The 11593-nt window shown below is 74.4% G+C and carries 11 protein-coding genes; 4 read left to right on the top strand and 7 right to left on the bottom strand.

Going from position 1 to position 11593, the window contains the following annotated elements; translation table 11 throughout:
* Positions 1-54: 54 nt before the first annotated feature.
* From AB0D08_RS31630 to argB, 4 genes are all read right to left on the bottom strand, one after another.
* Positions 55-1071: an ABC transporter substrate-binding protein gene (locus tag AB0D08_RS31630; RefSeq protein WP_359893669.1), complete on the bottom strand. Its 1017-nt coding sequence runs from the start codon at positions 1069-1071 to the stop codon at positions 55-57.
* 88 nt (positions 1072-1159) lie between these two features.
* Positions 1160-1411 (bottom strand): phosphopantetheine-binding protein, encoded by a 252-nt coding sequence (locus AB0D08_RS31625; protein ID WP_033823855.1) that lies wholly within the window; start codon positions 1409-1411, stop codon positions 1160-1162.
* A 51-nt stretch (positions 1412-1462) separates the two neighbouring features.
* Positions 1463-2830 (bottom strand): lysine N(6)-hydroxylase/L-ornithine N(5)-oxygenase family protein, encoded by a 1368-nt coding sequence (locus AB0D08_RS31620; RefSeq protein WP_359893666.1) that lies wholly within the window; start codon positions 2828-2830, stop codon positions 1463-1465.
* 185 nt (positions 2831-3015) lie between these two features.
* Positions 3016-3939: an acetylglutamate kinase gene (gene argB / locus AB0D08_RS31615; RefSeq protein WP_359893665.1), complete on the bottom strand. Its 924-nt coding sequence runs from the start codon at positions 3937-3939 to the stop codon at positions 3016-3018.
* Positions 3940-4148: 209 nt separating this feature from the next.
* On the opposite strand from argB, the gene AB0D08_RS31610 reads away from it, so the two are divergent.
* The 4 genes from AB0D08_RS31610 to AB0D08_RS31595 all read left to right on the top strand — a co-directional run bounded on the left by AB0D08_RS31610 (position 4149) and on the right by AB0D08_RS31595 (position 7594).
* Positions 4149-5033, top strand: coding sequence for a helix-turn-helix domain-containing protein (locus tag AB0D08_RS31610; RefSeq protein ID WP_359893663.1), 885 nt, complete (start codon positions 4149-4151; stop codon positions 5031-5033).
* 136 nt (positions 5034-5169) lie between these two features.
* Positions 5170-5613: a VOC family protein gene (locus AB0D08_RS31605; RefSeq protein ID WP_359893661.1), complete on the top strand. Its 444-nt coding sequence runs from the start codon at positions 5170-5172 to the stop codon at positions 5611-5613.
* Positions 5614-5619: 6 nt separating this feature from the next.
* A complete protein-coding gene (locus AB0D08_RS31600; RefSeq protein ID WP_359893659.1) occupies positions 5620-5982 on the top strand; it encodes an MmcQ/YjbR family DNA-binding protein in 363 nt (120 codons plus the stop codon).
* A gap of 199 nt (positions 5983-6181) precedes the next feature.
* Positions 6182-7594, top strand: a complete 1413-nt coding sequence (locus tag AB0D08_RS31595) for an APC family permease (RefSeq protein WP_033818011.1) — start codon at positions 6182-6184, stop codon at positions 7592-7594.
* A gap of 51 nt (positions 7595-7645) precedes the next feature.
* Here the strand turns inward: AB0D08_RS31595 and AB0D08_RS31590 are convergent, their stop codons facing one another.
* The 3 genes from AB0D08_RS31590 to AB0D08_RS31580 form a co-directional block, all read right to left on the bottom strand.
* Positions 7646-8935 carry an MFS transporter gene (locus tag AB0D08_RS31590; protein ID WP_359893657.1) on the bottom strand — a complete coding sequence of 430 codons (1290 nt, stop codon included), beginning with the start codon at positions 8933-8935 and terminating at the stop codon, positions 7646-7648.
* A 64-nt stretch (positions 8936-8999) separates the two neighbouring features.
* Complete coding sequence (locus AB0D08_RS31585) at positions 9000-10217, bottom strand: ROK family protein (RefSeq protein ID WP_051811643.1); 1218 nt, start codon at positions 10215-10217, stop codon at positions 9000-9002.
* A gap of 75 nt (positions 10218-10292) precedes the next feature.
* Entirely contained in the window at positions 10293-11420 is a 1128-nt protein-coding gene (locus tag AB0D08_RS31580) for a serine hydrolase domain-containing protein (RefSeq protein ID WP_082526189.1), read from the bottom strand.
* Between the last annotated feature and the right edge of the window lie 173 nt (positions 11421-11593).

Here is an 11593-nt window from a genome sequence, read left to right as displayed (position 1 = left end):
GGTGAGGGGGCGGCCGCCCGGACCGTGGGCCGTGCGGCCCGGGACCCGGGGCCGTTACTGGGCCTTGAGGATGGTCTCGATCTGGTTGAGCAGGTCGATCGAGGTGCCGTAGCGGTCGGTGGTGGCGTAGGTCACCGGGACGACCTTGTTGGCCTTGACGGCCTTGAGCTGCTGCCAGGCGGGCTGCTTCTCCAGGTCCTTGGTGTCCGCGGGGACCTCGCCGGTGGCGGCCGTCCTGGGGACCAGGATGATGTCGGCGTCGCCGAGCGCGTCGAGCTTCTCGGTGGAGAGCGTGACCTCGTGCTCGGTGCCGTCCTTGGCCGCGTCGGAGAACTGCGCGCCGACGTCGGTCAGCACCCGGCCGACCCAGGAGCTGCTGGTGTCGATCAGGTACTCGCCGCCGCCGTAGGACGAGGCGATGGTCCACTTCAGGCTGTTGAGCTTGGCCGCGTAGTCCGTCTTGATCTTCGCGGCCTTGGCCGCGTAGCCCGACTTGAGCTTGGCGAACTCGGCGTCCTTGCCGACGGCGGTGGCGATCTTCTCCTGCGCGTTGTACAGGTCGACCGGGTGGTCCACGCCGAAGTAGAGGGTGGGGGCGATGCCTTCGAGCTTCTTGATGCCCCAGTCGAACGCGGTGGCGCCCTCGACCACGATCAGGTCGGGCTTGAGCGAGGCGACCTTCTCGATGTTGATCTCGATGCCGGAGCCGATCGGCTCGATCTTGGCGGCGGCCTCCTTCTGCGAGGGCAGCAGCTCCATCGGGTTGCTCTCGTCGATGGTGCTGGTGCCGACCGGCTGCACGCCGAGGTCGAGCAGCGCGCCGGTGGCGTAGGAGACGGAGACGATCCGCTTGACCCCGGCCGGGACGGTGACCTTGCCGTTGGTGGCCTCGATGACCTTGGGGCCCGCCGCCGCGGCCGAGGGGGCGCCGCTGCCCGCCGGCGCCGCGTCCTTGCTGTCACCGCCCGTGGAGGAGCAGGCGGCCAGGGCGAACATCGCAGCGGCGGCGCCGGCGGCGGCGAGTCTGCGGCGGTGGGCGGCCGAGGTCATGAGCAGCGCGGGGGTCTTCATGGTTCTCCTAGTGAGGGGGTCGTGCGGGGCGCGCCGGCCCGACGGGCCCGGGGCGGCGCGCCAGCAGGTGCCGGGGGGCCGGGCGGGGTCAGGCGGAGGCGGGGCGGGTGAGGTACGCGGACCAGGCGCGCACCGTCGGCGTGGTCTCGGCCAGGTCGGCGAACTCGACCCGGGCGCCGCGCGAGCGCCAGAGCGTGACCAGGCTCATCAGCCGGATCGAGTCCAGGCCGAGGTCGCGCAGGTCGTCGTCGTCGCCGATCTCCTCGGCGGGATCGTCGAGCAGGTCGGCGAGGTCGGCGCGCAGGCTGTCGGGGTCGAGGCCGGTCGGGGCGGAGGTCATCGTGGTGTCCGTTCGTCGGGCGGGCGGTCGGGGCGGCGGGGTGAGCGGGGCTCAGACCGCGCCGGCGCCGACCTGGGCGCCGAGGTCGCCGCGCAGCTCGGCGGCGGTGCGGCGCAGCAGCAGCGAGTCGCAGATCTCGCCGGAGCGCACGGCCAGGGTGGACAGCAGCGAGGAGGTGATGCCGTGGGTGTGCTCGGTGCCGCCCTGGAGGTAGATGCCGACGTCGACGTGGTCGGCCGTCAGGATCCGGTGGTCGCGGTCGACCCGGAGCCGGCCCTGCCCGTCGGTGAGGCAGTGCCGGGCGAACTCGCCGAGCAGCGGGCGGGGGTCGACCGGGCGGTAGCCGGTGGCGAGCACCACGGCGTCGGAGTCGAGGGCGAACTCCTCGCCGGTGGTGAGCGAGCGGATCATCGCGCGGGCGCCGTCGGGGCCGTGCTGCACACCGGTGAGGCGGGTGGTGTTGAGGATCCGCAGGCGCTCGTGGCCCTGGACCTTCTCCTGGTAGACGGTGCGGTACAGCTGCTCGATCAGGTCGCCGTCCACCACCGAGTAGTTGGTGTTGCCGTGGTAGTCGAGCAGGTCGCGCTTGACCGGCTCGGGGGCGTCGAAGAAGTGGTCGACGGCGGACGGGTCGAAGATCCGGTTGGCGAAGGGGCTGTCGTCCGCCGGGCTGTAGCCGTAGCGGGAGAAGACGGCGCAGACCTCGGCGTCCGGGAAGGTGCGGTGCAGGTACTCGACGGCCTCGGCGGCCGACTGGCCGGCGCCGACCACGGTGAACCGTCGGTTCCGGCGCTCCATCAGCGCGGGGGCCTTGAACAGCAGGTCGCGGGTGTGCCAGACGCGCTCGCCGAGCTCGACGCCCTCCGGCAGACGCGGCGTCAGGCCGGTGCCGACCGCCAGGTTGCGGGTGCGGCGGACCTGCTCGGCGGCGGGGCCCTCGGTGGCGCGGGAGACCACGTCGACGGCCTCGATGCGGCCGTCGGCCACCACCGGGCGGATCTCGGTGGCGCGCCGCCCGTAGGCGACCTCGGCGGCGAACTCGGCCGCGCACCACTCGAAGTAGTCGTGGAACTCGATCCGGGTCGGGAAGAAGGACTTCTGGTTGATGAAGTCCGCCAGCCGGCCGCGCTGCTGGAGGTAGACCAGGAAGGAGAACGGGCTGCTGGGGTCGCGCATGGTGACCAGGTCCTTGAGGAAGGAGACCTGCATGGTCGCTCCCTCCAGCAGCATGCCGCGGTGCCAGCCGAAGGCCGCCTGCTGCTCCAGGAAGCCGGCCCGCAGGGGCCGGTCCGGGTCGCGACGGTTGTGGTCGGCGATCGCGATGGCCAGGGCGAGGTTGGAGGGGCCGAAGCCTATTCCGACCAGGTCGTCGGCGCTGTCGCTCCCGGTCCGTGCGCCGATCTCGCGCGATCCCGACATGCTCGTCCTTCCGTTGACTGCCTGCTGACGGGGTCTCGCCCCGCACCGTTCCGGTGGAGTCCGTGGACCCGGCCCGCCTCGCCCGATGATTAGGTAAGGCTTGCCTAACTTCCCTTACTCGGGCGCGGGTGTCAAGTTCGCGGCCCACCGCCCGTACCGCCGTGACCAGCACACTTGTCGGACCGTCAGTCCGGGGCGCCGGACGGTGCCGTCCCCGCCCCGACCGGCTGCCGCACGCCGTCCGGGACGATCTCGGTGCCCGAGCCGGAGCCGGTGAAGGCCCGCAGCAGGCCGTGCCGCACCCGGCCGTCCAGCACCCGCGCGGCGCCCACCCCCGAGCGCACGGCCCGCAGGCAGCCCTCCATCTTGGGGAGCATGCCGCTCGCCAGGCCGGGCAGCAGCGCCTCGAGTTCGGCGGCGGCGAGCCGCTCGATCACCTCGCCGGAGGCCGGCCAGTCGCGGTAGAGGCCGTCGACGTCGGTGAGCACCACCAGCAGGTCGGCGCCGAGCGCGACCGCCAGCGCGGCGGCCGCGGTGTCCGCGTTGACGTTGTAGACGTGGCCGTCGGCGCCGCGCGCGATCGGCGAGACGACCGGGATCCGGCCGTCGCCGATCAGCGCCTTCACCGCGCCCGCCTCGATGTCGGTGATGTCGCCGACCAGGCCGATGTCGACCCGCCCGCCGCCCACCTGCGCGTACCGCTTGACCGCGGTCATGGTGTGGGCGTCCTCGCCGGTCATGCCGACCGCGAACGGCCCGTGCCCGTTGAGCAGCCCGACCAGCTCGCGCTGGACCTGGCCCGCCAGCACCATCCGCACCACGTCCATGGTCTGCGGCGTGGTGACCCGCAGCCCGGCGGTGAAGGACGACTCCAGGCCGAGCCGGTCGAGCATCGCGCTGATCTGCGGGCCGCCGCCGTGCACCACGACCGGGTGCAGTCCGGCGTAGCGCAGGAAGACCACGTCCCGGGCGAACGCGGCCTTGAGGTCCTCGTCCACCATGGCGTTGCCGCCGAACTTGACCACCACGGTCCGGCCGCGGAACCGCTCCAGCGACGGCAGGGCGTCGATCAGGGTACGGGCGCCGGCCCGGCCGTGACGCGCGGTCAAAACGGTGCTCACTGGCCCCCCAGGTCTGTCCTCACCACCGCCGACGACGACTCCCGGCCGGGCCGGTCACCATGTCGACACTCTTTAGGCAAGGCTTACCTTACATCCCCGGAGGGGTGCCGACACCCCCCGGGTACCGCCCGGCCCATCCCCGGCGCCCGTCCCCGCCCGGCCTGTCAGGCGGGCCGCGCCACGGCGATACTGGAGGAGTGGGAGAGGTCGACGAGTCACGACGGGCCCGGCCCGCCGAACAGCTGCGGCCGTACGTCGCGCGGTACTCCGGCTACCGGCAGTACGGCCTCGCCCCCGCACGCCACCGCGGCCTGCCCTCACCCTGGCTGACCTTCATCCTCACCCTGGACGAGCCGCTCACCGTCGCCGCCCACCCCGACCCCCGGCAGCCCGGCGCCGACTACGACACCCTGCTCGGCGGCCTGCACACCACGCCCGCCCTGATCACCCACCAGGGCAGCCAGTCCGGCATCCAGCTGGCCCTCGACCCGCTCGGCGCCCGCGCGCTGCTGGGCATGCCCGCGGGCGAACTGGCCCGGCTCGACCTGTCCGCCGGCGAGGTGCTCGGGCCGGCCGCCGCCGAGCTGCGCGAACGCGTGCTGGCGGCGCCGGACTGGCCCGGCCGGTTCGCCGTCCTGGACACCCTGCTGCCCACGCTCTGCCGGGAGGTCCGCGGGCCCGCACCCGAGGTCCGGCGCGCCTGGCGGCTGCTGACCGCCTCCGGCGGCGCGCTGCCCGTCGGCGAACTCGCCCGCGAGGTCGGCTGGAGCCGCCGCCACCTGCTGGCCCGCTTCCGCCAGGAGACCGGTCTGAGCCCCAAGGAGGCTGCCCGGGTGATCCGCTTCGACCGGGCCCGGCGGCTGCTCGCCGCCGCCCCGGCGACCGCCCTGGCCGACCTGGCCGCCGCCACCGGCTACTTCGACCAGGCGCACCTGGCCCGCGAGTTCCGCGCCCTGGCCGGCTGCCCGCCGAGCGTATGGCTGGCCGAGGAGGCGGGCCCCGCCCGCCCCGCGGACCCCGCCCCCGCCCGGCGGTCCGCCGCCGCCCGCGCCGCGTTCCCGCACGCCGCCACCGCCCGCTGACACCACCCGCCGACGCCGCCCGCCGACACCACCGGGGCGCACTGCCGCCGGGCGGGTGACTTGTTCCCAAACGTCCAAGCCCCCGCGGCCCGGGAGCGGACAGACTGGCCGGAACGGACCCAGGAGGGACACGATCATGACCGACCAGACCCCCGCACCCCAGCCCCCCGCCCCGCAGGTGTGGCCCTCGCTGCGAGCCACCGACGCCCGGGCGCTGATCCGGTTCCTGGTGGACGCGTTCGGCTTCGAGGAGGTCGTCGTCTACGGCGAGGGCGAGCAGGTGCACCACGCCCAGCTGGCCTGGCCCGAGGGCGGCGGGCTGATGCTCGGCTCCGCCCGCCCCGAGGACGAGGACGACAAGTGGCCGCTGCGCCCTGGCCACTTCGGCGCGTACGTGGTCACCGCCGACCCGGACGCCGTGCACGCCAGGGCCACCGCCGCCGGCGCCGACATCATCACCGGCCTGCACGTGACCGACTACGGCTCGCGGGACTTCGCGGCCCGCGACCCGGAGGGCAACCACTGGTCCTTCGGCACCTACCGCGGCGAGCCGCGCCCGACCCCGCCGCCGGCCGGCTGACCGGCCGTGCCGGCCACCCCGCAGGACCGGCTGCGCGCGCTGTGCCTGGCCCTGCCCGAGTGCGAGGAGCGGCCCAGCCACGGCGAGAGCGCCTGGTTCGCCGGCGGGAAGCGAATGTTCGCCACCCTCGCCGACCACCACCACGACGACCGCACCACCTGCTGGCTGGCCGCTCCCCCGGGCCTGCAGGAGCACTTGGTCGCCGCCGACCCCGACCGGTTCTTCCGGCCGCCGTACGTCGGCCACCGCGGCTGGCTCGGCGTCCACCTGGACGTCGAGGTCGACTGGCCCCACCTGGCCGACCTGCTGACGGCCGCCTACGGCCTGGTCGCCCCCGCCCGCCTGCGGGCGGCGCTGGAGGAACGCTGACGGGCCGCCCCCACAGGCGGCCCGTCAGCCCGGCATGGACGAGGGCATCGTTAGGAAGGTTTCCTAACGCATGCCGCGAAGGTAGTGCCGCCCGCACCCCCGGTCAATAGCCCGGACCGGACCTTGACTCATCAAGTTAGGAAACTTAACTTATGGACCCTCGCGTGCACTCGCCCCCTCTCACCCCCACGGAGTTCCCATGTCCGGGACGCTCAGCAGACGGATCGGCCTGTTCCAGGCCACCGCCATCAACATGAGCCAGATGTGCGGCATCGGCCCGTTCGTCACGATCCCCCTGATGGTCGCGGCCTTCGGCGGCCCGCAGGCCGTGATCGGCTGGATCGCCGGCGCGGTCCTCGCCCTGGTCGACGGGCTGGTGTGGGCCGAACTCGGCGCCTCGCTCCCCGGCTCCGGCGGCTCCTACGTCTACCTCCGCGAGGCCTTCCAGTACCGGACCGGGCGGCTGATGCCGTTCCTGTTCGTCTGGACGGCGATGCTGTTCATACCGCTGATCATGTCCACCGGGGTGGTCGGCTTCGTCCAGTACCTCGGCTACCTCTGGCCGTCCATGGGCCAGGGCGAGGGCGACGCGGTGGGCCTCGCCGTCCTCGCCCTGGTCGCCCTGCTGCTGTGGCGCGGGGTGGAGAACATCGCGAAGCTCACCACCGTGATGTGGGGCGTCATGATCGTCGCGGTCGGTGCGGTGATCGTCGCCTCGTACAGCGACTTCTCGCCCGCCAAGGCCTTCACCTGGCCCGCGCACGCCGTCGACCTGACCCACGGCCAGTTCTGGCTCGGCTTCGCGGCCGGCCTGACCATCGGCATCTACGACTACCTCGGCTACAACACCGCCGCCTACCTGGGCGCCGAGGTCAAGCAGCCCGGCCGGGTGCTGCCGCGGGCGATCATCCTCTCGATCACCGGCATCATGGCCATCTACCTGCTGCTGCAGATCGGCGTGCTCGGCGTCATCGACTGGCACGAGATGCTGGACCCCGGGTCGGTGGCCTCCAAGTCCGTCGCCTCCGCCGTGCTGGAGCGGGTCTGGGGCAGCGCCGCGGCCGACACCGTCACCGTGCTGATCCTGGTCACCGCCTTCGCCTCGGTCTTCACCGGCCTGCTCGGCGGCTCCCGGGTGCCCTTCGACGCGGCCAACGACCGGGTGTTCTTCCGCGCCTTCGGGAAGCTGCACAGCCGTCACCGGTTCCCGGTCCTCGGCCTGGTCGCCATGGTGGTGATGACCGCGGTCGGCTTCCTGATCGGCCGGCACACCGACCTGGCCACCCTGATCGGCCTGCTCACCACCGTCATGGTGATCGTCCAGGCCTTCGCCCAGATCCTCGCCGTCACCGTGCTGCGCCGCCGCCAGCCCGGACTGCCGCGCCCGTACCGGATGTGGCTCTACCCGGCGCCCAGCATCCTGGCCGCCGTCGGCTGGCTGGCCATCTACGGCTACGCCGACCGCAACGCCCCCGGCCTGCACCCGATCGAGTGGTCGCTGGTCTGGGTCGCGGCCGGCAGCGTCGCGTTCCTGATCTGGTCCAAGGTGGAGCGGGTCTGGCCGTTCGCGCCCGTCGAGGTCCGGGAGGAGTACCTCCCCGCCGAGGCCTGACGCGGCGGACGCGCCGTCAGCACCGGGGCCGGGCAACGCGCCCGGCCCCGCTCAGCCCGCCGCCACCGGGGCACCGGCGGGGTCCGCACCGGCCGGCTCCGGCCGGGCCGCGTATGCCGCGGCGACGGTGTCCCGGTCGAAGACCCGCCAGGTCGCGGCCGTGACCAGCAGCGCGACCACGAAGCCCACCCAGTACGGCGCGGTCAGCCCGAACGCGTCGACCAGGACCCCGCCGAGCAGCGCCCCCAGGCAGTTCCCGCCCGCCACCACGAACAGGTTGGTGCTGCCGACCCGGCCCAGCAGCTCCGGCGGGGTGAGCCGCTGGCGCAGCGAGTTGGCGACGATGCCCCACAGCCCGCCGTGCACCCCGAAGGCGAACAGCGCGAAGCCGATCAGGTACCGGTCCCGGGACGCCGCCAGCGCGAGGTGCAGCCCGGCCTCCACCAGCAGCCCGACCCGGACCGTCCAGGTGGCGGTGACCAGCTCGACCACCCGGTCGCCGGCCACCGATCCCACCACGCCGCCGACCGCCATGCAGGTGAACAGCAGGCCGTAGCCGACCGAGCCGAGGTGCAGCCGCTGCGAGGCGAGCAGCACCAGGACGGCGGTGGCCGCGGTGAGGGTGACGTTCAGCAGGCCGATCAGGACCGCCATGGTGCGCAGCAGCCGCTGCCGCATCAGCCAGCGGAACCCCTCGGCCATCTCGGCCACCACCGACCGGCGCACCGGCGCGGCCGGCGGGCCGGGGTGCGAGGTGGCCCGGTAGACCCCGCCGACCAGGCCGATCAGCACGGCGCTGGCGGCGTAGGTGGCGGCGTTGACGAGGAACGGCAGGGCGGCGGACAGCACGAACAGCAGGCCGCCGAGCGGTCCGGCGACCATCTGCTGCATCAGCGTGACCCCGCCGGCCAGCAGCCCGTTGGCGCGCTCCAGCCGCTCCCTGGGCACCACGGCGGGGATCATCGCCTGGCTCGCCGCCCGGAACACCACCTCGCCGGTGTTGACCACGAACAGCACGGCGTACAGCAGGGGGATGCCGGCCCGCCCGGCCGCGATCGCGGCGGCCAGCACGCCGAGGGCGGCGACCCGTACCCAGTCCACCGCGACCATCAGCCGCCGGCGGTCGACCCGGTCGACCAGGACCCCGCCGGGCAGGGCGAACAGCAGCCAGGGCAGCCAGCCGACGCCCGCCGCGGCGGACACCAGCAGCGGGTCGTCGGTCCTGGCGGCGACCAGCAGCGGGGTCGCCACCAGGGCGAGTCCGCTGCCGAGCGCCGAGGTGGTCGCCGCCGCCCACAGCTTTCCGAACCGTCCGCCGAGCCCTGCCCCGTTGTCCGCCACGAGCCGGGAAGCTACCAGAGCCACCCGGGTGCATCGCACCCGAATTTCCCCGCGGACGCCGCGATCAGCCGAGGTGGGCGGTGCGGCGCTCGAAGACCTCGGCGCGGGCGGTGCCCAAAGCGGTCGCCAGCGCGCCCTGCAGCACGGCCTCGTCGCCGAGCAGGCTGGCGGCGACCCGGGGGCGCAGCGGGCCGAGCCGGTGCAGGGTCTGTTCGACGGGTTCGAGCAGCAGGTCGGCGCCGTGGCCGAGGCCGCCGCCGAGCACCACTAGGTCCGGGTCGAGGACGGCGGAGACGACGGCGAGCGCGTAGCCGAGCTGTTCGGCCTCCCGGCGGACGGCCTCGGCGGCCCGCTCATCGCCGGCCCGGGCGGCGGCGAAGACCTGTTTGGCCGTCAGCGGCCCGGTCAGGCCCAGCTCACGGGCGGTGCGCACCACCGACTCGGCGGCGGCGGCGCCCTCCAGGGTGCCGCCGCCGGGCAGCGGGAGCAGGCCGATCTCGCCGGCGGCGCCGTGCGCGCCGCGCTGCAGTTCGCCGTCGGCGACCACGCCCATGCCGAGGCCGGTACCGATCAGCAGGTAGACGAAGAGTCGGCTGCCGGCGCCGGCGCCGCGGGCGTACTCGCCGAGGGCGGCGAGGTTGGCGTCGTTGTGAACGCTGATCCGGGTGGCGAGCCGGGCCTCGATCCGCTCGAACAGGCCGCGCCGGCCCCAGCCGGGCAGGTTCGGCGCGTACTGGACGCGCTGCTGGGTCTCGTCCCAGACGCCCGGGCTGCCGATCGCGGCGTGCACCACGTCGCCGGGGGCGAGGCCGGCCTCGGCGGTGGCGGTGCGGGCGGCTGCCACCACCGCGTCGGCGACGGCGTCGGCGGTGCGGCCGCGGTTGGGGACGTCCTGCCGGCTGACGATCCGGCCGGCCAGGTCGGCGAGCGCGACCCGCAGCCGGGCCCGGCCGATGTCGATGCCCAGCACGTGCCCGGCGGCCGGGTCGGGTTCGTACAGCACGGCGACCCGGCCGCGTTCGGGCGCCAGCAGGCCGGCCTCGCGGGCGAGGCCGGCCTGCTCGAGGGTGGCCAGCGCGGCCGACACGGTGGGTTTGGACAGCCCGGTGTCGCGGGCCAGCTGGGCCCGGGAGGAGGGTCCGCCGGTGCGCAGCAGCTCCAGCAGCAGCCACTCGTTGTTGCTGCGCAGGCGCTGTCTGCTCCAGGGCTGTGCCGTGCGGGGCTGCTGCGCCCGGCCCGGTCCGGCCTCCGGGCCGGCGGCCGGCACGGGGCGGGGGCTCATCGAATCCTCCGGGCGGTTGCGGTTGTCGTCCGGTGCGCCACTCTATGCAACGGGACGGCCCACCCGCTCGGTGGTTCAGCCCCTCAGCAGGCTGCAGACGAAGTCCTCCTGGACGGCGCGGAGTTCGGCCAGCCGCTCGGGGTCGAGGGTCTTGTTGATCTGCGAGGTGACGGAGAAGGTGAGCGAGCGGCTGCCGTCCGGGGTGCCGACGGCGAGCTGGGTGTAGCCGGGGAAGTTGCCGGTGTGGCCGTAGACCGTGCCGCAGCGGGTGGTGTAGCGGAAGATCGCCAGCCCGGCCTCGTTGCGGCCGGGCCCGGCGGGCTCGGAGGCGCCGTCGACGAAGGTGAGCTGTTCGCGCCGCACCTCGGGGGCGATCAGCCGCCCGCCGGCGTACGCGCCCATGAAGGTGCCGAGGTCCAGCGGGGTGGAGACGATGCCGCCGGAGGCCCAGACCCCGGAGGCGCCGAGCGCGGTGCTGACGTCCTCGGGCGCCGCGGGCGGCTCGACGACGTAGCCGTGCAGGTAGGGGCGGGGCAGCCGGTAGCCGTCGGGGAGGGTGGTCTCACGCAGGCCGAGCGGCCGGTCGACGATCTCCTGGAGCAGTTCCTCGTACGGGCGGCCGGTGGCGGCCTCGGCCATCAGCGCGACGGCGATGTTGTCGGAGTTGGAGTAGTGGTACGCCGATCCGGGGGTGAACCCCAGCGGCCGGTCGGCCACGAAGTCGAGCAGGCAGCGGGAGTCGAAGTGGTGGTGCGGGTCGGCGGCCAGGAGCTCCAGGAAGGCCGGGGCCTCGGTGTAGTCGGGCAGGCCGCTGGTGTGCTGGAGCAGTTGGCGCAGGGTGACCGCACCCCACGCGGCGGGTAGGGCGGGGAGCCGTTCGGCGAGGGTGTCGTCGAGGCCGAGCAGGCCGCGGTCGACCAGGCCGAGCGCGACGGCTCCGCTGAACGCCTTGGCGGTGCTGGCGATCCGCATGTGGTCGGTGGGCTCCGGCTGCCGGTCGGTGCCGACCCGGGAGACCCCGGCGCGGACCACCTCGGTGTGCTCGCCGCGGCGCAGCACGGCGATCGCGCCGGGCGGCCCGCCGGGGGCGTCGACGAGTTCGGCGAGCCGCTGCTGGAGCCGGTGGTCCGGCCCTTCGCCGGCCTGGGCGGGGGCGGGTGCGGCGGTGGCCAGCGCGACGGCGGCGAGGGCGGCGAACAGCATCCGGGGACGGGGGCGGGGGCGGGGCAGGGGCACGGCGGGGACCTCCGGGCGGTGGGGCGCCGCCCGGACGGGCCGGGCGGCTGGACCGGTTGTGCGCGCTCCGAGGTCCGGTGCAGCGGTCCAGCCTACTTTCCGCTTGGTACCCCGTGGGGGTGGGGAGCCGAAACAGGCAC

It is taken from the genome of Kitasatospora sp. NPDC048540 (genome assembly GCF_040651175.1).
In the GTDB taxonomy this organism is placed as follows: domain Bacteria; phylum Actinomycetota; class Actinomycetes; order Streptomycetales; family Streptomycetaceae; genus Kitasatospora.
The sequence above is the reverse complement of the archived record's forward strand: the minus strand, read 5'-3'. Positions and strand labels throughout refer to the sequence as shown.